20 protein-coding genes are annotated in these 18,110 nt (G+C 62.5%); 6 read left to right on the top strand and 14 right to left on the bottom strand.

Annotated elements, in window-relative coordinates:
• Positions 1-8 precede the first annotated feature (8 nt).
• The 7 genes from NKI96_RS16385 to dnaA form a co-directional block, all read right to left on the bottom strand.
• Positions 9-422 carry an aconitase X swivel domain-containing protein gene (locus tag NKI96_RS16385; protein WP_023692574.1) on the bottom strand — a complete coding sequence of 138 codons (414 nt, stop codon included), beginning with the start codon at positions 420-422 and terminating at the stop codon, positions 9-11.
• Positions 419-1,672 carry an aconitase X gene (locus NKI96_RS16380; RefSeq protein WP_023692573.1) on the bottom strand — a complete coding sequence of 418 codons (1,254 nt, stop codon included), beginning with the start codon at positions 1,670-1,672 and terminating at the stop codon, positions 419-421. The genes NKI96_RS16385 and NKI96_RS16380 overlap by 4 nt, the downstream gene beginning before the upstream one ends.
• Positions 1,669-2,157 (bottom strand): GNAT family N-acetyltransferase, encoded by a 489-nt coding sequence (locus NKI96_RS16375; protein ID WP_023692572.1) that lies wholly within the window; start codon positions 2,155-2,157, stop codon positions 1,669-1,671. Before NKI96_RS16375 ends, NKI96_RS16380 begins: the two co-directional genes overlap by 4 nt.
• 4 nt (positions 2,158-2,161) lie before the next feature.
• Positions 2,162-2,914, bottom strand: coding sequence for a molybdopterin-synthase adenylyltransferase MoeB (locus NKI96_RS16370; RefSeq protein WP_023692571.1), 753 nt, complete (start codon positions 2,912-2,914; stop codon positions 2,162-2,164).
• A gap of 31 nt (positions 2,915-2,945) precedes the next feature.
• Positions 2,946-4,091: a DNA replication/repair protein RecF gene (recF, locus tag NKI96_RS16365; protein WP_352805203.1), complete on the bottom strand. Its 1,146-nt coding sequence runs from the start codon at positions 4,089-4,091 to the stop codon at positions 2,946-2,948.
• Positions 4,092-4,150: 59 nt separating this feature from the next.
• Positions 4,151-5,269, bottom strand: coding sequence for a DNA polymerase III subunit beta (gene dnaN, locus NKI96_RS16360; RefSeq protein ID WP_023692569.1), 1,119 nt, complete (start codon positions 5,267-5,269; stop codon positions 4,151-4,153).
• Positions 5,270-5,546: 277 nt separating this feature from the next.
• Complete coding sequence (gene dnaA, locus NKI96_RS16355) at positions 5,547-7,091, bottom strand: chromosomal replication initiator protein DnaA (RefSeq protein WP_031198220.1); 1,545 nt, start codon at positions 7,089-7,091, stop codon at positions 5,547-5,549.
• A gap of 568 nt (positions 7,092-7,659) precedes the next feature.
• Between dnaA and NKI96_RS16350 the strand changes: the two genes are divergently transcribed.
• Positions 7,660-7,911, top strand: a complete 252-nt coding sequence (locus NKI96_RS16350; RefSeq protein ID WP_352805199.1) for a hypothetical protein — start codon at positions 7,660-7,662, stop codon at positions 7,909-7,911.
• A 26-nt stretch (positions 7,912-7,937) separates the two neighbouring features.
• Here NKI96_RS16350 and rpsT read toward each other — a convergent pair whose 3' ends face one another.
• The 4 genes from rpsT to NKI96_RS16330 all read right to left on the bottom strand — a co-directional run bounded on the left by rpsT (position 7,938) and on the right by NKI96_RS16330 (position 11,299).
• Positions 7,938-8,204, bottom strand: coding sequence for a 30S ribosomal protein S20 (gene rpsT, locus NKI96_RS16345; protein ID WP_023681995.1), 267 nt, complete (start codon positions 8,202-8,204; stop codon positions 7,938-7,940).
• Between the two features lie 159 nt (positions 8,205-8,363).
• On the bottom strand, positions 8,364-9,137 hold the full coding sequence (locus tag NKI96_RS16340) for an enoyl-CoA hydratase (RefSeq protein ID WP_023681994.1): 774 nt from the start codon (positions 9,135-9,137) through the stop codon (positions 8,364-8,366).
• A gap of 40 nt (positions 9,138-9,177) precedes the next feature.
• The gene (gene mutM, locus NKI96_RS16335; RefSeq protein WP_023696719.1) at positions 9,178-10,068 is read right to left on the bottom strand and encodes a bifunctional DNA-formamidopyrimidine glycosylase/DNA-(apurinic or apyrimidinic site) lyase; all 891 of its coding nucleotides are present in this window, start codon (positions 10,066-10,068) and stop codon (positions 9,178-9,180) included.
• Entirely contained in the window at positions 10,061-11,299 is a 1,239-nt protein-coding gene (locus NKI96_RS16330) for a phosphopentomutase (RefSeq protein ID WP_023699474.1), read from the bottom strand. The genes mutM and NKI96_RS16330 overlap by 8 nt, the downstream gene beginning before the upstream one ends.
• Before the next feature lie 175 nt (positions 11,300-11,474).
• Between NKI96_RS16330 and NKI96_RS16325 the strand changes: the two genes are divergently transcribed.
• On the top strand, positions 11,475-12,428 hold the full coding sequence (locus NKI96_RS16325; protein ID WP_023699475.1) for a PhnD/SsuA/transferrin family substrate-binding protein: 954 nt from the start codon (positions 11,475-11,477) through the stop codon (positions 12,426-12,428).
• Between the two features lie 26 nt (positions 12,429-12,454).
• Here the strand turns inward: NKI96_RS16325 and NKI96_RS16320 are convergent, their stop codons facing one another.
• From NKI96_RS16320 to NKI96_RS16310, 3 genes are all read right to left on the bottom strand, one after another.
• Entirely contained in the window at positions 12,455-13,063 is a 609-nt protein-coding gene (locus NKI96_RS16320) for a TadE/TadG family type IV pilus assembly protein (protein ID WP_352805265.1), read from the bottom strand.
• 57 nt (positions 13,064-13,120) lie between these two features.
• A complete protein-coding gene (locus tag NKI96_RS16315) occupies positions 13,121-13,726 on the bottom strand; it encodes a TadE/TadG family type IV pilus assembly protein (RefSeq protein WP_023699477.1) in 606 nt (201 codons plus the stop codon).
• Positions 13,727-13,892: 166 nt separating this feature from the next.
• Positions 13,893-14,315: a pilus assembly protein N-terminal domain-containing protein gene (locus NKI96_RS16310; protein ID WP_023681988.1), complete on the bottom strand. Its 423-nt coding sequence runs from the start codon at positions 14,313-14,315 to the stop codon at positions 13,893-13,895.
• A 346-nt stretch (positions 14,316-14,661) separates the two neighbouring features.
• Here NKI96_RS16310 and NKI96_RS16305 point away from each other — a divergent pair, with 346 nt between their 5' ends.
• The 4 genes from NKI96_RS16305 to NKI96_RS16290 all read left to right on the top strand — a co-directional run bounded on the left by NKI96_RS16305 (position 14,662) and on the right by NKI96_RS16290 (position 18,104).
• Positions 14,662-14,850: a Flp family type IVb pilin gene (locus tag NKI96_RS16305; protein WP_023699479.1), complete on the top strand. Its 189-nt coding sequence runs from the start codon at positions 14,662-14,664 to the stop codon at positions 14,848-14,850.
• A 211-nt stretch (positions 14,851-15,061) separates the two neighbouring features.
• The gene (locus NKI96_RS16300) at positions 15,062-15,580 is read left to right on the top strand and encodes an A24 family peptidase (RefSeq protein WP_023699481.1); all 519 of its coding nucleotides are present in this window, start codon (positions 15,062-15,064) and stop codon (positions 15,578-15,580) included.
• Positions 15,581-15,783: 203 nt separating this feature from the next.
• Entirely contained in the window at positions 15,784-16,596 is an 813-nt protein-coding gene (cpaB, locus tag NKI96_RS16295; RefSeq protein WP_023688721.1) for a Flp pilus assembly protein CpaB, read from the top strand.
• The gene (locus tag NKI96_RS16290; protein ID WP_023726848.1) at positions 16,593-18,104 is read left to right on the top strand and encodes a type II and III secretion system protein family protein; all 1,512 of its coding nucleotides are present in this window, start codon (positions 16,593-16,595) and stop codon (positions 18,102-18,104) included. The genes cpaB and NKI96_RS16290 overlap by 4 nt, the downstream gene beginning before the upstream one ends.
• The last annotated feature ends 6 nt before the right edge of the window (positions 18,105-18,110 follow it).

The raw sequence follows: 18,110 nt of genomic DNA, 5'->3' as shown, positions 1-18,110 counted from the left end.
ATAAGCGATCAGGCGGCGCTTGTAAGGGCGCCGTCCTCAGCCACACTTACATGCTTGCCACGGTAGGCCTCAAACGCATCGCGTCCGAGCCTGAGCGCCAGCGGCGTCCGCCAGCCCATTTCCCTGGCAACGATCAGCCCCAGCAGCAGGATCGCGTCCGGCTCGTGCAGCACGAGTGCCGCCGGTGCATGGCCATTGTGGACCAGTTCCATCAGCACGGCGGAGGCCGAGGACGAGCCGATCGTGCCCGGCAGGAACAGCACGCGTCCGGCAATGGTCTCGCCATGTTGCGGGTGGCGGACATCGGCGATACGGCCGCTCTTCGGATCGACGCCGCCCCAGAAGCTGATCGGGGCGGTCAGCACCAGTGCGACGCCTTCGCCACCGCTGCCCTGCACCAGGATTTCGGCGACGGCGCTCATGCGGCGATATCCGTAAACCTTGGTTTACCGGCAACCGCGCTTTCGACGCAGTCGGCCAGCGAGCCGTAAAGCACGGCGTAACCGATATTGCCCGGCGCGTATTGCGCGAATTTTCCCGAATTGGTCATCAGTACACCGCCGGCAAGCTCCGGCAGGATCGGCGTCACCACAACGCAGGTGTCGGCGACGATGATCACGCCGCTGGCCTCAAGCGTCTTGCGCTGTCCGCTCTGTTCCAGCGTTGTCAGCACGTGCCGGCCGGTGCAGGCGTAAATCGGGACGCGCAGCCGCCGCCCGCCGATCAACTGCTCCAGCGCTTTGAATTCGGCCGCCGACAGATGCGGACTGCCGATCGCTACCGCATCGATGACGGTTTGCGTGGCTGCCGTTGACAGGCCCGCGCGGGCTTTGGCGGCCATTTCCGGCGTGACGCGGATCACCGTTTCCGACCTGCCGCTGGTCAGGATGGTCTCGGCGTCGGGCGCCTCGGGCGTCACGCCGGCAATGTGGAAGAGGCCGACTGCGCCCGACGATGCCGCTGCCGCGCCGAAGGCTTTCAGCGCGTCCTCGCCGGGATGGTGGGAGATGCCGGTGACGACGCCGACGGCACTACCCACCTCGCGGCCATAGAGGCTGCCCAGCACCGGCCAGGCGATCTCCGAATCAAGGAACGAGGCGGACAGGCCGGAGACGTCGAACACCAGCCTGGCCTGCCGGTTCTCGACGCGGTGCAGGCCGTAATAAGGCGCGCGGCCCGATATGGCGCAGGCAATGTCGAGGAAATCGCCATAGCGGTTGGTGCGCGCGCCCAGCACCGAATTGCAGAACACCACGGCGTTGGATTCACCCCAGGCGACATCGCTGCCAAGCGCCGGCCTGTGGCCAGCCTGATAGGGCGCGCAGGTCCAGCTCTGCTCGCAGCCCAGTTTGCGGTAGGCCTCCATCATCCGCCGGGCCATGCCGCGCGCCGGCTCTTCGAGGCGCACGCGCGAGCAGCCCATCAAATCGAGCGCGCCGACATTGAGCGTCGAACGCACGGCAACGCGCGCGCCGCCCTCGACCAGCCTTTCGGCAAACAGCGTGCCGGAATCGCCGTGATAGAGCGCGCCGTCTATATGCGTCGAGGCGATCGGGATCAGCCGCGGCGCGCCAAGCAGCGCAGCGCTTTCGGCAACGATGCGCATCGCCATCGCCGCTCCGTCGTGGCCGGAGGCGATTGCCTGCTCCTGCGCGCTGAGGGCGAGGCTCACTTGAGCTCCTTGCGCATGGTGATCGAAGTCGGCCGGTCATAGCCCTGATGTGCGGTGCGTGCGGTTTCGCGAAAGCCGAGACGGGCGAAGGTCGCGTGGTTTGCGGTGAGTTCGACCCGGGTCTGGAGTTCGATGGCTGACTTGTTGCGGCTGCGGGCAAGATCCTCGGCAGCCTGCATCAGCCGCCGGCCGATGCCTCGCCCCTGGAGCTCAGGCTGGATGGCGAGCTTGCCGACATAGAAGTCAGCGTCCCTTTCCGAGGCGAAGACGCAGCCGGCGATCCTGTCATCCTGCAGCGCCAGGAACACCGTCTCCTGGCTGGCTTTGTCTCGGAGGCTTTCGGCGCTCAGCAGATGCGCCGAGGATGGCGGGTCTATGACGCCGTCCATTGGCGCAAAGGCCTGCATGATCAAGCTGAGCAGTTCGTCCCAGCGATCGAAGCCGGGGGCAAGCCGCGTGACCAAAACGCCGGCGGGCTGATCCATGCGCTCAGTTTCTCTTGTAGCGGATCGTATCGAAGCGCGCCGACAGCGCATCGTAGAGCAGCAGCCGGCCGACCAGCGGTTCGCCGATGCCGGTGATCAGCTTGATCGCTTCCATCGCCTGCAGCGTGCCCACGACGCCGGTCAGCGCGCCAACGACGCCGGCAACGGCGCAGGACGGCACCAGCCCTTCAGGCGGTGCCTCGGGGAACAGATCGCGATAGCCTGGGTTCGGCCTGCCGTCGGCGCCGGTCGCGAACGGCATCAAGACGGTTACCGAGCCGTCAAAGCGGCCGACCGCCGCATGCACCAGCGGCCGCTTCTCCGCCGCGCAGGCATCGGCCACGACATAGCGCGTCTCGAAATTGTCGGAGCCGTCGACGACGATGTCGTAGCGTGCAATGAGAGCAGCGGCGTTGTCGGCCGTCAGCCTGAAATCGTGCAGTTCCACCGCGACGTGGGGATTGATCCGGGCGATCGCCGCCTTGGCGCTGCCGGTCTTTGCCGTGCCGATCGTGTCGGTGGCGTGGATCACCTGCCGTTGCAGGTTGGACAGCGAAACGGTGTCATCGTCGACGATGCCGAGCGTACCGACGCCGGCGGCGGCGAGATATTCCAACACTGGCGCGCCGAGCCCGCCGGCGCCTATCACCAGTACACGCGCCCGCTTCAGCCTCTGCTGGCCGGCGCCGCCGATTTCCGGCAGCACAATGTGGCGCGCATAGCGCTCGAGCTCTTCGTCGGTGAGGGCGGCAGTCATTGCCGGAGCATATAGCGGTGGGAAAATCTTGTCAGGAGCCTTCGGTTGGCCCAACCGTGCCGTGGACGACCGTCAGGAACTGCGCGCGTCCCCTGAGGCTGGAAAACAACGCCGCGTCGGTTCCGGTCATGAAGGCCTGGCAGTTCAGCTCTTCCAGGATTGAGAACAGTGCGGCGCGCCGGCCGGCGTCGAGATGGGCGGCGATCTCGTCGAGCAGCAGGATCGGCGTCATCCCCGACATCTCGCCCGTAAGCCTCGCATGCGACAGCACGATGCCGACCAGCAGCGCCTTCTGCTCGCCGGTCGAGCAGAGTTCGGCCGGCATCGCCTTCGGGCGGTGGCGCACGAGGAGATCGGAACGGTGCGGGCCGTCCAGCGTGCGTCCGGCGGCGCGATCGCGCTCGCGGCCATCGGCGAGGGCGGCGCGATAGCGTTCCTCGACATCCACGGCGGGTGCTGTGGCGACGTCGCTTTCGAGATCTCCGGAGAGGCTGATATCAGCTAGCGGAAACGGCCCGCTGCTGGGCAGCTTGTCGATCATGGCGGCGAGCAGGCGCACCAGTTCGGCACGCGCCGCGGCGATCGCCACACCGGTCTCTGCCATCTGCATCTCGATGGCGTCGAACCAAGCGCCGTCGCGCGAGCCTTCCGTAAGCAATCGGTTACGACCGCGCATCGCCTTCTCATAGTCGAGCGCCCGCTGGCCGTGGCCGGGATCGATCGCCAGCACCAGCCGGTCGAGAAAGCGCCGCCGGTCTGCGGCCGGACCGGGAAACAGGCCGTCCATGGCCGGCGTCAGCCAGACGACGCGCAGCCACTCCAGCATGGCATCGGCCGAGCGCGCCGGCGCACCATTGATGCGCACCTTGCGGCCGCCGTCGCCGGTGGCCTCGCCACCGGTGACACCGGTGCCGATCTCGACCTGTCCCTCAGGCCCGTCTAGCCTTGCATGCAGCGCAAAACCGCCATCGCCACCTTCGCGCGCGACGTCGGCATAGGGCGCGCGGCGCAGGCCGCGACCGGGCGTCAGCAGGGATATGGCTTCCAGGAGATTGGTCTTGCCGGCGCCATTGTCGCCGGAAAACACCACGGCGCCCGGGGAAAAGTCGATCGAGAGCGCCGCATAGTTGCGGAAATTAGTAAGTGTTAGCTTACTTATGTGGTTTTGCTCGCGCAACCGCTATCCGCCTGTAGAAGTCGCCGCAATCGTCGCGCCGAAGGTTTGCCGCAGCGCGGCTACACCCGCATCGGCATCAGCACGTAGAGCGCGGTCTCGTCGGCCATGTCGTGGATCAGCGTTGGCGAACCGGCATCGGCCAGCATGAACTTCGCTTCCGTGCCGGTCAGCTGGGCGGCGACGTCGAGCAGATACTTCGCATTGAAGCCGATCTCGATCGGGTCGGACGAATAGTCGGCGGCCAGTTCTTCGGTGGCGCTGCCCGAATCCGGATTGTTGACGGCCAGCGTGACCTGGCCCTCGGCGATCGAAAGCTTCACCGCGCGGCCGCGTTCGGAGGAAATCGTCGAGACGCGATCGACAGCGGCGGCAAAGCTCTGGCGGTCGATGATCAGCTTCTTGTCGTTGCCGGTCGGGATGACGCGCTGATAGTCGGGGAAGGTGCCGTCGATCAGCTTCGAGGTCAAAACCACGCTGCCGATGGTGAAGCGGATCTTGGTGTCGGACAATTCGGTGGTGACAGCGACATCCGGATCGTCGACCAGCTTCTGCAGTTCGCTGACCGTCTTGCGCGGAATGATGATGCCCGGCATGCCTTCGGAACCAGCCGGGGCGTCGATTTCGGCGCGCGCCAGGCGATGGCCGTCGGTTGCCACTGAACGGAGCTTCAGCTTGCCGCCGGCTTCATGCGTGTGCAGGTAGATGCCGTTCAGATAGTAGCGCGTCTCCTCGGTGGAGATGGCGAACTGGGTCTTCTCGATCAGGCCTCTCAAGGCGACGGAATCGAGCCGGAAGATATGCGAGAAGGATCCGGCCGAAAGCTCGGGAAAATCGGACTGCGGCAGGCACTGAAGGCGAAAGCTCGAGCGGCCTGACGTCACCGTCATGGCATTGCCGTCCTCGTCGGTCTTCAGCATCACTTCGGCGCCGTCGGCCAGTTTTCGCACGATGTCGTAGAGCAGGTGCGCGGGAACCGTCGTCGCCCCGCCGCGCTCGACCTTTGCGGGTGTCGCCTCGGTCACTTCGAGGTCGAGGTCGGTGGCTTTCATTTCAAGGCTGGCGCCCTCGGCGCTGAGCAGCACGTTCGACAGGATCGGTATGGTATTGCGCCGCTCGACCACGCGATGAACGTGGTTGAGCGACTTCAGGAGATTGGACCGTTCCAGGATAACACGCATGACGAAACAGGCTCGCTTGAATGAATGGACGGGTCACCAGTGGGCGGCGCCCCGCGAAAGGTCTGAACAGGCTCAGAATCTATGCAAACTGACAGGAAAAAGCCAGCAAACGCAAGTCCGGGCCACCGGTTCGCGCCGGTTAAGCGGGCTTTCTGGGGATAAAGCGGACGTTGGCCGGCAACCGATGCATGTCGCCGAAAACTGCGCAGCGGTTTTGGGACAACGACATGCATCAAAACAAGAAAATTTAAAGCGCGACGACCGTTTGCCGCGCCGATCAGGCTTGGTCGTTGATCAGCCTGCGCAACAGTTCCAGTTCCTGCGCCAGCGTGTTGTCGACGCCGGAAAGGTCCTCGATCTTGCGCACCGCATGCAGCACCGTGGTGTGGTCGCGCCCGCCGAACCGCCGGCCGATCTCCGGCAGCGAGCGCGGCGTCAATACCTTCGACAGGTACATGGCGACCTGCCTGGGCTTCACGATGGTGCGCGTGCGCCGGTTGGACAGCAACTCGGTCTTCGACACATTGTAGTGGCGCGCCACGATGCGCTGGATGTCCTCGATGCGCACCCGCTTCGGCTCGCCAGAGCGATAGATGTGCCCCAGGATCTCGTCGATGCGGTCGATGGTGATCGCCGGCTCGAACGACTGACGAAACAGCAGTTGGTTGAACGCGCCTTCCAGCTCACGCCCGCTGCCGGTGACGGTACGGGCGACATGGTTGAGGATCTCCTCCGAAATATTGAGCGACGCATCGTCGACTTTGGCCGTGGCAAGCCGCAGCTTGAGCATGCCGATGCGCATGGCGAAGTCCGGCGCCGACATTTCCAGCGCGACACCGCCATTGAGGCGCGAGCGCACCCGCGGTTCCAGCGATTCCAGTTCCGACGGCGGCCGGTCGGCGGCAACCACCACTTGCTTGGCGCTGTCGAGCAGCATGTTGATGAGATGGCAGAATTCGTGCTGGATCGACTTGCCCTGCAGGAACTGCATGTCGTCGATGATCAAGAGGTCGATGTCGCGCAGCTGTTCCTTCAGCGTCAGCGCATTGTTGTCGCGGATCGCGGTGGCGAAGCGCCACATGAAATATTCGGCCGTCAGATAGACGACGCGCGATTTCGGGTTCTGTTTCAGGGATTCGGCCGCAATCGCCTGCAAAAGGTGCGTCTTGCCGAGCCCGACGGTTGCATGAAGGAACAGCGGGTTGAAGCGCACCGCGCTCGACTGCGATTCCGCCACGGCTTTGGCTGCGGCGAAAGCCACCCGGTTCGACGGGCCTTCGATGAAGGAGCCGAACGTGTAGCGCGGGTCGAGCGGCGACCCCAGCACATTGTGCCGGAATTCGCTCTCGATCGGCGTGCCGGGACGAGGGGCGGGCGCCCGCTCCATCCTGCCGGGGCCGACCGTGCCGGCCGCCAATGCGGTCTGCGTATGCTTGGTCATCTTGCGCGCCGGCACGACCTCGGGTTCGACGCCATTGCGGGCCGGACGGGTCGCGGTGCGCACGACCATCTCGATCTTGAGGATTTCGGGATCCTCGTGCTTCCACAGATCGGCGATGAGATCGAGATAATGGCCATTGATCCACGAGCGCAGGAAGGCCGTGGGCACCGAGATGCGTACAATGCCCCGGGAAGCCTCAGCCACCTTCATACGGCCGAACCAGCTCGAATAGACCTCGGTTCCCAGGCGCGCCTTCAACTGGGCCTTGACCCGGTCGAACTTCTGTTCCGCGTCGTTGGAAGCCGCCATATCGTGCGCTCCGATCAATGTTCCGGGAAATGGCAGGTCGCCTGTAAGCTCCCGCTCGATGCCGCTCTGCATGATTGTGCGTCCCTTTTCCTTTGTACCTTTTTTCCGCCGGAGTGCGCCTCCTGCACCCATGTTTCCGGCGACCGTATCTTCGCTACAACACCACCGCCGCCGCCGGCGGATGACGTTGCCTCGCCAGAATGGGATCGGTCCCGGCTGCTTAAGGCCAGTCCGTCTGACATGTTCGGGCAAAGCGGTGCTGCCCGGCGAAAACGCCGGTGCGCCATCAAGCTGCCAAGTACAATTACGCCAGTCCCCTATCGTATCGAAAAGGCAAGCCATACCCGTTCGCGGAATTGATCCACGTCATGAATTCTGCCACTGTTAGCTGGCCGATTCAGGCTGGGTTAAGGGCTAATGGCCCGTCCCTTTCGATAGATCGACATTACCGAAATCGCTGTGGATAGGGCAAGGCCACCTCTAACGGATTTTTAAGGAATCTGGTTAGTGAACAACGGTTCGGGCTCCGTGCTGGAAGCGCATATTTTGACAAAGCCATTGGGATTCAAACCCTTTTGCCGCGAATATGAAAATGGCTGTGCGGTTTGAAATTTTCTGAAATAATTCGCTTGACACCAACTTGCTGCCTGTCGCCCACAGGGGATGTGAACAAGCTGTGGATCACTTCCAGCAAGCCACTGAAAAATATCAGCAATTTGTGACAGCCAAATTTATTGGCGTGGGCCGTTTCGGCGGATTGGAATATCAGTGGGAGTGTATGTGCCGGCAAAGCATTCCGGACTCTGGAATGCGGCTCGGGCATGCTTTGCGGCCGTTCTTTTTAAGTGCTTGCCGGCAAACGAAAAAACCCGGCGCGATTGGCCGGGTTTGAAAGAACGACAGTTCAGGAACGGTCAATCAGGCCGACAGCACCTTGAGGCGGTGAGCCAGACGCGACACCTTGCGCGATGCCGTATTCTTATGGATCACGCCCTTGGTCGCGGCGCGCATCAATTCCGGCTCTGCGGTCTTGAAGGCTTCCAGCGCGGCTGCCTTGTCGCCGGCAGCCAGTGCCTCTTCGACCTGGCGGACATATGTACGCACGCGCGAGCGGCGGTTCTTGTTGATCGCTGCGCGGCGGGCGATCTTGCGCGTTGCCTTTTTGGCCGAGGAGGTATTGGCCATGATGCCTCTCTTCTGATCTGGTGGGCGCATGCGGGATGCCGCAGGGCGCAAAAAACAAACGGGCAGCCAACGGCCGCCTCGGTTGGAGCGGCTTATAGTTCAGCTTTTCCGGCGCGTCAACGCCGCTTTGGCTTCTTTTTGGTCCTCGCCGCCGCCACTCTAGCGATTGGTGAAATTCGGCTTCCGCTTCTCGGCAAAGGCGGCCATCCCTTCCTTCTGGTCGTCGAGCGCAAACAGCGAGTGGAACAGCCGGCGTTCGAAGCGCAGTCCCTCCGCCAGCGTCGTCTCGTAGGCGCGGTTGACTGCCTCCTTGGCCATCATCACCGATGGCAGTGAAAACTCTGATATCCTGGCCGCGGCCTTCATCGCCTCCTCGATCAACTCGCCGGCCGGCACGACGCGCGAGGCCAGGCCGCTGCGCTCGGCTTCGGCGGCATCCATCATCCGACCGGTCAGGCACATGTCCATGGCCTTCGACTTGCCGACAAAGCGGGTCAGCCGTTGCGACCCGCCCATGCCGGGAATGACGCCGAGCGTGATTTCGGGCTGGCCGAATTTCGCCGTGTCGGCGGCAATGATGAAATCGCACATCATCGCCAGTTCGCAGCCGCCGCCCAGTGCATAGCCGGCGACCGCCGCGATCATCGGCTTGCGCGCACGGGTAAACTCTTCCCAGCCGACGAAGAAATCCTGCACATAGGCCTCCGCGTAGGTGACGGCCTGCATTTCCTTGATGTCGGCGCCCGCCGCAAAAGCCTTCTCGGAACCGGTGATGACCATGGCGCCGATGCCGGGATCGGCGTCGAACCCCTTTGCCGCCGTCAGCAAATCCGCCAGCACCTGCGCGTTCAGCGCGTTGAGCGCCTTGGGCCGGTTCAACGTGATCAGGCCGACCTTGCCGCGCGTCTCGACGATGATGGTTTCATAGCTCATGGGCTGGCCTCCTGGTTGCGGCACTGAAGGACCGTCTAGCTTACCGCTGGCAGGTCCGGCAATAAAAGGTCGAGCGGCCGCTTTGCACGATGCGCTCGATGTGGCCGCGACAGCCGGGCGTCGGACAGGGCTCGCCTTCGCGATCGTAGACCGCGAAGGAATGCTGGAAATAGCCCAGCGACCCGTCTGTGTGCACATAGTCGCGCAGCGAAGACCCGCCGGCGGCGATCGCATCGGCGATCACCGAACGGATTGCCTCGGCCAGTCGTTCGCTCTGTTCCTTGGCCTTCTTGCTGGTCCCGGCGATGGTGCCTGCCTCGCGCAATGGCGAAAGGCCGGCGCGCCACAGCGCTTCCGACACATAGATATTGCCGAGCCCGGCAATCAGCTTCTGGTCGAGCAGCGCCGCCTTCAACGGCGATCTGCGGCCCTTCAGCAGAGAGGCGAGCAGGGCGCCTTCCAGCGCATTGCCGGTCGGCTCGACGCCCAGTCCCGCCAGCATCGGATGCGCGTCGGCCAGGCCTTCCGCAAACAGCATGAAGCCGAAGCGACGCGGGTCGTTGAAGACCACGCGAGACTGGACGCCGACAGGCGACACGACATGGAACACCACATGGTCGTGCTTGGCATCCTTCGAGCGCTCTTGATGGAACGTGCCGGGCGTCTCTTTCTCATCGGCGGTCTCGATGCGGAACGAGCCCGACATGCCGAGATGGCAGATCAGCACCGGGCCATCGTCCAGGTGTATGGTGAGATATTTGGCGCGGCGGCCAAGCGCGATGACCGTCTTGCCGGTCAGCCGCTGCGCAAATTTCGCCGGAAACGGAAATCTGAGATCGGGCCGGCGCGCCTCGACGCGTACGATCCGCGCGCTTTCCAGAACCGGCTGCAGGCCGCGCCGGACGGTTTCGACCTCGGGCAGTTCAGGCATGGCCGCCTATCGCCGCATGGAAGGAAGCGCCGTGGCGGCCGCGCGCCAGCTTGAGGTGTTCGGCGACCGTCTCACCGATATCGGCGAAGGTGGTCCTGAGCCCGATGTCGCCGCCCGTGAGACCTGGTGCGGTGCCGATGACCGGGACGCGTTCGCGCGTGTGGTCGGTGCCACGCCATGTCGGATCGTTGCCATGGTCGGCGGTGAGGATGAGCAGATCGCCCGGCTTCAGCTTTGCCAGTGCCTCGGGCAGCCGGCGGTCGAAGGCTTCGAGCGCCGCAGCATAGCCGGCGACGTCGCGGCGATGGCCGAACTCGGTGTCGAAGTCGACGAAATTGGCGAACACCAGGTCGCCGTCGCCGGCATCGTCCATCGCGCCCAGCGCCTTGTCGAACATTGCCATGTTGCCGGGCGCCTTGCGTACTTCCGAGATACCGCGGTGGGCGAAGATATCGCCGATCTTGCCGACCGCGATCACCCGGCTGCCGCGCCCGGTCAAGCGGTCGAGCAGCGTCGGCTCAGGCGGCGGCACGGCGTAGTCATGGCGGTTGTAGGTGCGCTCGAAGGTGGCTGATGTTTCGCCCAGGAAAGGCCGTGCGATCACCCGTCCGATTTTCAGCGGATCGACCAGCCGGCGTACCGTCTTGCAGAACTCGTAGAGCCGCTCCAGGCCGAAATGAACTTCGTGCGCTGCTATCTGCAGGACGGAATCGACCGAGGTGTAGCAGATCGGCTGGCCGGTGCGGATATGCTCCTCGCCAAAGCGCTCGATGATCTCGGTGCCGGGTGCATGGCAGTTGCCGAGAATGCCCGGCACCTTGCCCTCGCGGATCATCGCTTCGGTCAGTTCGGCAGGGAAGGCGGGCACCTTATCGGGGAAATAGCCCCAGTCGAACCGCACGGGCAGACCTGCGATTTCCCAGTGACCCGACGGCGTATCCTTGCCGCTCGAAATCTCCTGCGCGGCGCCGTGGAAAGCGGAGGCTGAAACAGCGGCTTTGCTGTCGAAGTGGAAGCCGGTTGCGGTTTCTGCTGCGCGGCCGAGACCGAGCGAAACCATGGTGGGCACCTTCAGCGGTCCCTCGCGCAGGCCCTCGCGATCGGCGCGGGCTTCCGCGCAGGCCAGCGCGATATGTCCGAATGTGTTCGAGCCGGCGTCGCCATAGCGTTCGGCATCGGCGGCGCCGCCAATGCCGAAAGAATCGAGAACGAAGAGGAAAGCGCGTGCCATCGGTGCCGTCATTGCCAGTCTGGTTGACCAGACATAAGGTCCCGTCGCGGCATTGGCAAATCGTAAACCAGGCGGCAACGGCCTGGCGCGATAGTCGCGAAGTCGGGCAGGCGTGGTGTACGCATCCTTGAGACATGCGATGCGCTTCAAGGAACGGCGTGCGGGGCATGGATCGATGAGACGGGCTGACCTCGGTTGGAGTGCACTGGCGACCACTGTAGCGCTGCTGGCCTCGCAGCTCGCGGCGCACGCCGACTGGCGCGACGAGATCGGCACGTTTCGGATCGGCATCGTTGCCGAGCCGGGCGCCGGCAACACGGTTCCGGGTCTGGCCTTGCTGACAGACGCCTACGGCAAGGCGCTCGGCATGAAGGTGGAATTCGTCGTCGCGCATAACTATGCGGCGCTGATCGAGGCACAGGCCAATGGCCGGATTCAGTACGCGGTCTATTCGGCGACCGCCTACGCCACCGCCTCGGAGCGCTGCGGCTGCGTCGAACCTCTTGTGGCGCCGGTCGATGCCGACGGTGCCACGGGCATCCGCTCCGTGCTTTTGACGCGCGACGGCAGGCTTTCCGATCTCGCGGCCCTGGAAACGCACCGCATTGCCATGGCGCCTTCCGACAATGTCGGCGGTTCGCTTCTACCGCTCGCCGGGCTGGCAGCCGACGGCATCAAGATCAGCCAGGATGCGCCATTCCTCGCTCATGCCGGCTCGGCTGCCGCCGCAGAAGCGATGCTGGCCGATGGCCAGGCCGATGCCGTGTTCGGCTGGGAGCGGGCCACGGCGGAAAACCGGACGGCGATTGCTGGCGATCAGCCGGCTGATCCGGACGGCACGGCGGCGCGACTGGAGGCGGCGGGCATTCCAGAAGCCGCGCTCCAGATCATCTGGACCTCCGGCGTGCTCAGATACGGCCCTCACGCCGTCCGCAGCGATCTCGACCCCGAAGCCAAACGCCGACTGACCGTCTTCCTCACCAATCTCAGATCGCAGTCGCCGGAAGTCTACGATTTCGTGGAATCGAAACATTCGGGAGGGTTCACGCTCGCCGCTGCGAGTGACTATGCCATGGCCGCTTCCATCGTGCGCCTGGTGTCGGGCAGCACCGACAGCGGCGCGCAATGAACCCGGGTTGAATGGGTAGAACTGCTTCAGCAATCGCTGCAGGGGATCGACGTGGCCCGGCGCGGCCTGAGATAGTAGGTTTCGCTCATCGTTATCTTGCCTTTGTTGAAGGCCGAGATAAATCCGAGCGGCTTTTCGGAGCCTTCCGACCAGGAGATGATCGGTTGGTATGCTAGAGTGGTTTTGACACGAATGAGGAAAGTCCCCGCAACATTGAGCGTCGCCGGAACGGTGGTGGAAGTTGTCGGGTTGGAGTCGCGGCCAGTCTTCCCATCCAGCACGCTCCAGGACCACGCCACCTTTGCTTGCGGTATCGGATTGTTCGGGTCGGTTCTGATGTCGATTGCCGTAATGGAGATATTGGCGACCGAGCGGTTGTAAGGCTGAAGGCTGGAGTTGCCGATCTTCATGATGTCGGTGAGATCTGCGTTGACCACCGACGTTTGCTGCGTGACGAGGTCGGCAACCATGGAGCTGATGCGGCTGACCTTCTTGCTGGCCTCGATGGCTTGCGAGGCCTCCATGGTAATGAAATACATGATCAGCAAGACAGGCACGATGAGGGCAAACTCGACGGCCGCTATGCCGCGCCGATCGGAAAAAAACCGCGCCGCTCTCTTCCAGACAACCGACATCCCCGGATGTGCCCCCGCACGAAACATGCACTTTTCCTTTTGCTTACACGTGCAAACTCAGTTGTCGAATGGCTCGTTTTGCCACGTTGTCGTCGCGTAATGCAGAGTCTTGCCGCCATCCATATTCGACATGTATTGAGCCATGAAATCGGTCATGACCGGCCAAGGGTAAAAGACCCGCAGCATGTTCTTTGATTCTGCCGGACCTATTGTAGGGGTCCCGAAAGCCGGGTCCTTGCCTGTATCCGGATCCTTGCCCGTCAGCGTGATGGTCGAGCCGGAAATCGTGAAACCCGCACTGGCTGCCCCGGCAAAGGTCTTGAACGGGCGCAGATCCACCAGCAAACCGGGGCAACCCTTCGCGACAATGATCTCGAGTCTGGCGCAGACCAAGCCCTTCAGCTTCTCTTCCGTCACATCGGCTTGCCTCAACTGGCCAGTACGCAACTGACGGGCGATATCATCGGTGATGTTGGCCATCACCTCCTGTCCGGCAAATGAAACGCAGCTCTCGAGGATGGCGAAGACGAGAGCCGCAAACGGTAACGCAAGCATCGCGAATTCTATCGCCGTGCTGCCGCGCCGATCACCAAGGAAAAGACGGGCAAACGTCACGCGCCCTGCCTTGACCTTGCAGATCTCGCGTTCTGAATCCTCGTCCAAAACGTCGCCCCTATCCCGTTCCTACCGATCCTGATGCGGTACGGTCAGCACCACTATCAAGAACCCATTTAGCTCCGGTTTGAATGACCGTTAAATTCGACCAGGCGACATTAACCGGCCGCTAACCGACGCGGCTTTCCCGAGACAATCAAGCCAACTGAGGCGCTTACTGCCCAGCGCTCATCTCGGCTTCGGACGACTTTTCCGAGTCGCTCTTGTACGAGCTTTCGCAATAGGGCGTGCAGGACATGGTCTGTACCGAGGCGCGCCTGTAGATACGCACGGACGACGCGTCCTGGCGCACCACGGTCACCTGCTCGTCGACGATCGGGCTGCCATCGTGGTCGAGGACAACCAGATTGGTGACGCCGAACCCCTTGCCGGTCAGCACGATCGTCGATGCATCCTGGACGGAGGCGTCGGCAATCGCCGGATTGCCGACGACGATGGTGTCGGCGGGGCGTGTCAGTTTGACGATCTTGGCCTGATTCATCGTCACTTCGATGCCGGCTCCGGCCTTGGCCGGCAGCACAAAAGCCGGGACGGCGAGAAGCGCGACAAGCAGGAATGACGATTTCATGGCAGTCATCAAGGCGCTCCACAGCGGCAAAACTTGTTCAAAGAAACATGAAGGAGATTGGTGAACCAACGGTTAAACCTTGACCGTCGCCGGGGTATTCGCACCAATCTTGCTGCCAGCTAATATAACAATGCATCCTGCCGATAGCCGTGAGATTACAGCTTTTCACGGGCAGGCGAGCTACTTTCCAGCGTTTAGTTTACGGTTAACCACGCAAGCTGTTCGAAGCGGGAAAGGAATCGGTAAGGCTGTTTATTAAGCCGATTGAAAGAGCTTCTCCGTAGATTGGCAGCATCCGATCAACCACCACAGAAGTTGACGGAAGTGCTGTAACACGTGGAGTAGGAGCTCTCGAATGTCTAATCTCATCGCACGTTTCGCGAAGGACGAATCCGGCGCGACCGCTATCGAATACGGTCTGATCGCAGCTCTCATCGCGCTTGCCATCATGGTTGGCGCTGGTCAGCTCGGCAATGCCCTGAACAACAAGTTCAAGGACATCGCGGATTGCGTGAAGGATCCGACGAACGCTGCTTGTAAGTAATAGTCTAGCATCCTGTTTCGACGGGTAGACTGGAAGGGCCGCCTCGCTGGCGGCCCTTTTGTCTTTGAAGATCGTTTGGCTTTGGTCTTTGCTGCGCCGCTTGGCGCCCTAACATTTCCCGGGATTTGCCCCGCATCAGCAGAACTCACCAATCCTTAACCCAAGCCGCCTAACCTGCAGCCATCGTTGCCTTTCCAACCATGAGAGACCGATGCTCAACGCGCTGATCTTCGTTGTCTTTCCGTTTTGCATGCTTTTTGCGGCGATCTCCGACGCGCTGTCGATGACAATCTCCAATCGGGTGCCGGCGCTGCTTGTGGCCGTCTTTGCCGTGGTTGCGCCACTGACGGGTATGGACTGGGCAACTTACGGCTGGCATTTCGCCGCCGGCGGCCTGGTGCTGGCCGTGACTTTCGGTCTGTTTGCGCTCGGCGGCATGGGCGGAGGCGATGCCAAGCTTTTGGCAGCCACGTCCATCTGGATGGGGCTCAACATTCACCTTGTCAATTACCTCGTCGCTTCGACGTTCATCGGTGGCATGCTGACGCTCGCCATTCTCTTCTATCGGAAATCGCCGCTGGCGACCTACACCAGTCACAATCCGGTCCTGCGCCATTTCGCCGACGAGATGAATGGCGTTCCCTATGGCATCGCACTCGGCATTGGCGGGCTGCTGACCTATCCCGATTCGCCCTTGATGGAATGGGCATTGGCAAGGTTGGCGACCTGATGTAGCGAACCTCCTCTGCCCTTTCGGCATCGATCCTGAAGAGGCGGCTTAGCCGCCTTTTTCATTTGTTGGAGCATGGTCGTGTAATTATGTAAACCTTGAATTAATCACGATCGTAAGCATTGTATTAACCTTGTTTTGACGATTGCCGCTGCAAAGTCCGGCCTGGCTAGGTGGTTGCCTAAAGGCGAGGGTTCGGACAGATGCCAGCATCCCGACTGATCATTCTGGGCGTGGCGGTGGCCGCGGCGGGTGGTGCAGGTTATGTTGCCAAGAATATGGTGGCGGTCCCGCCCCAGCAGGTCGTCGTCGATGCCCCGCAGGCGCCGGCCATCGCCTTGCAGGATGTGCTCGTGCTTTCCGGCGACGTGCCTATGGGAAGCCCGCTTGAAAACAATCTCAGCTGGGAGTCCTGGCCGTCCGATGGCATCAATGCGAATTTCATCACCCGTGCCGCCGAACCCGAAGCGCGGGAGAAGCTGAAGGGCTCCGTCGCCCGCATGGCGATGTACACCGGTGAGCCGCTGCGGCGCTCCAAGCTGATCGGCGAGGGGCAGAGCTTCATGTCTTCGATCCTGCCCACCGGCATGCGTGCCGTCGCCACCGCGATCTCGGCCGACACGTCGGCAGGCGGCTTTATCCTGCCTAACGATTTTGTCGACGTCATCATGACCCGCAGATCCGACACCGGCAACGCCGGTAGCGGATTCACCACCGAGACCATCCTCAAGAACATCCGCGTCCTGGCGATCGATCAGACCATCCAGGAGGACGAGGAAGGCAAGAAGACCAGGGTCGGACAGACGGCGACGCTGGAGCTGACGCCGCAGCAGGCCGAGATCATCACCGTCGCCCAGCAGATGGCCGATCGCCTGACGCTGGCGCTGCGCTCGATCACCGACAACAAGGAAAAGGGTACCGATGAAGCCGACTACCTCGTTTCCGGCAATGGGCGACGCGGAACGGTGCGGTTGATCAAATCGGGCGAAGTTTCCGAAGTAGGGGCAAGGAAATGAGGTTAGTCGCTAGACTGCCGGTCACCACGGCTGCGGCCATCGGCCTGCTTTTTCTCGGAGCCCATGCAAGTGGCCTTGTCTACGCCAAGGCCGCCGGAAAGAGCGTCGGGGTCACGGCCTCGTCGGCCACGCAACGTGTCAAGCTTGGCCTCAACAAATCGGTGGTCATCGATCTGCCGAGCGACGCCTACGACATCCTGGTCGCCAACCCCGCGGTCGCCGATGCGGTGACCCGCACCGCAAGGCGGATCTATCTGTTCGGCAAGTCGGTGGGCGAAACCAACATCTTCGTCTTCGGTCCCAATGGCAAGCAGATCGCCAGCCTGGATCTGGCCGTCGAACGCGACGTCGCCGGATTGGAAGATTATCTCAAGCGCTTCCTTCCGAATGCCGAGATCAAGGTCGAGTTGCTGAACGACAACGTCGTCCTGACCGGGACGGTGGACACGCCGCTCGATGCCAAGCGCGCCGTCGATCTGGCAACCATCTTCGTGTCCGGCGGTGAAGCGACGACCGGTCAGTATTCGCAGACCGCGGCGGGCGGCAATGCCAATGGCGGCGTCGACATCAACAATCCGGATGCCGAACGCCGGGTCTCGAAGATCGTCAACCTGCTGCAGATCATCGGCGACGACCAGGTGACGCTGAAGGTGACCGTGGCCGAAGTCAGCCGCTCGGTGATGAAGCAGCTCGGCGTCAACATGGTTGGCAAAGGCAGCTCCAACGGCATCAGCTTCAATGCGACCAGTGACACCTTCCCCGGCCTAGGCAAGCCGTTGTCGAGTTCGGGGGTCAATTTCGCCACCTCGGCTCTGCAGGGCTACATCACTGCGATGGAGCAGTCCGGCGTCATGAAAACGCTGGCCGAGCCTACTTTGACGGCCGTCTCCGGCGAGAAGGCGACCTTCAGGGTCGGCGGCGAGTACAATATGGTCAGCGCCGTTACAAACGCCAAGTCGGACGCCAATCAGAATGCCGACAGGGTTTGGACGGCTCAGAAAATCGAATACGGCATCGGCCTGGAATTTCAGCCTGTGGTGCTGTCGCCCGGTCGCATCAGCCTGAAGGTCAGGACGTCGGTTTCTGAACCGACCACCGAAGGCGCGGTCTCTTTCGGAGACACCAACGTCATATCGCTGCGCAAACGTTTGGCCGACACGACCGTGGAACTGCCTTCGGGTGGATCGATGATGATAGCCGGCCTCGTCCGCGACGACGTCAGGCAGGCGGTTAACGGCTTGCCCGGACTGACCAAGATCCCGGTGCTCGGCACGCTGTTCCGCAGCCGCGATTTCGTCCGCAACGAAAGCGAGTTGGTCATCATCATCACGCCTTATCTGGTGCGGCCGGTGGCGCGCAACGACCTGGCCAAGCCGGATGACAATTTCAACGCCGCTGGCGATGGCCCGGCCATGTTCCTTGGCCGCGTCAACCGCGTCTACGGCACCATGCAGACAGACAAGCCCAACGGCCGCTACCACGGCGTTGTCGGCTTCATCTACAAGTAAGCGGGG

It is taken from the genome of Mesorhizobium sp. M0292, from assembly GCF_040321695.1.
Taxonomy (GTDB): domain Bacteria; phylum Pseudomonadota; class Alphaproteobacteria; order Rhizobiales; family Rhizobiaceae; genus Mesorhizobium.
Note: the sequence above shows the minus strand (reverse complement) of the source record. Positions and strands in the feature narration are given on the sequence as shown.

Excerpts from the sequence above, each read along its gene's own strand:
- dnaA (WP_031198220.1), bottom strand. The coding sequence starts at position 7,091 with ATGCAGAGCGGCATCGAGCGGGAGCTTACAGGCGACCTGCCATTTCCC.
- NKI96_RS16330 (WP_023699474.1), bottom strand. The coding sequence starts at position 11,299 with ATGGCACGCGCTTTCCTCTTCGTTCTCGATTCTTTCGGCATTGGCGGC.
- dnaN (WP_023692569.1), bottom strand. The coding sequence starts at position 5,269 with ATGCGTGTTATCCTGGAACGGTCCAATCTCCTGAAGTCGCTCAACCAC.
- cpaB (WP_023688721.1), top strand. The coding sequence starts at position 15,784 with ATGCCAGCATCCCGACTGATCATTCTGGGCGTGGCGGTGGCCGCGGCG.
- NKI96_RS16300 (WP_023699481.1), top strand. The coding sequence starts at position 15,062 with ATGCTCAACGCGCTGATCTTCGTTGTCTTTCCGTTTTGCATGCTTTTT.
- rpsT (WP_023681995.1), bottom strand. The coding sequence starts at position 8,204 with ATGGCCAATACCTCCTCGGCCAAAAAGGCAACGCGCAAGATCGCCCGC.
- NKI96_RS16305 (WP_023699479.1), top strand. The coding sequence starts at position 14,662 with ATGTCTAATCTCATCGCACGTTTCGCGAAGGACGAATCCGGCGCGACC.
- NKI96_RS16340 (WP_023681994.1), bottom strand. The coding sequence starts at position 9,137 with ATGAGCTATGAAACCATCATCGTCGAGACGCGCGGCAAGGTCGGCCTG.
- NKI96_RS16370 (WP_023692571.1), bottom strand. The coding sequence starts at position 2,914 with ATGACTGCCGCCCTCACCGACGAAGAGCTCGAGCGCTATGCGCGCCAC.
- NKI96_RS16310 (WP_023681988.1), bottom strand. The coding sequence starts at position 14,315 with ATGACTGCCATGAAATCGTCATTCCTGCTTGTCGCGCTTCTCGCCGTC.
- mutM (WP_023696719.1), bottom strand. The coding sequence starts at position 10,068 with ATGCCTGAACTGCCCGAGGTCGAAACCGTCCGGCGCGGCCTGCAGCCG.
- NKI96_RS16385 (WP_023692574.1), bottom strand. The coding sequence starts at position 422 with ATGAGCGCCGTCGCCGAAATCCTGGTGCAGGGCAGCGGTGGCGAAGGC.
- NKI96_RS16320 (WP_352805265.1), bottom strand. The coding sequence starts at position 13,063 with ATGTCGGTTGTCTGGAAGAGAGCGGCGCGGTTTTTTTCCGATCGGCGC.
- NKI96_RS16375 (WP_023692572.1), bottom strand. The coding sequence starts at position 2,157 with ATGGATCAGCCCGCCGGCGTTTTGGTCACGCGGCTTGCCCCCGGCTTC.
- NKI96_RS16325 (WP_023699475.1), top strand. The coding sequence starts at position 11,475 with ATGAGACGGGCTGACCTCGGTTGGAGTGCACTGGCGACCACTGTAGCG.
- NKI96_RS16290 (WP_023726848.1), top strand. The coding sequence starts at position 16,593 with ATGAGGTTAGTCGCTAGACTGCCGGTCACCACGGCTGCGGCCATCGGC.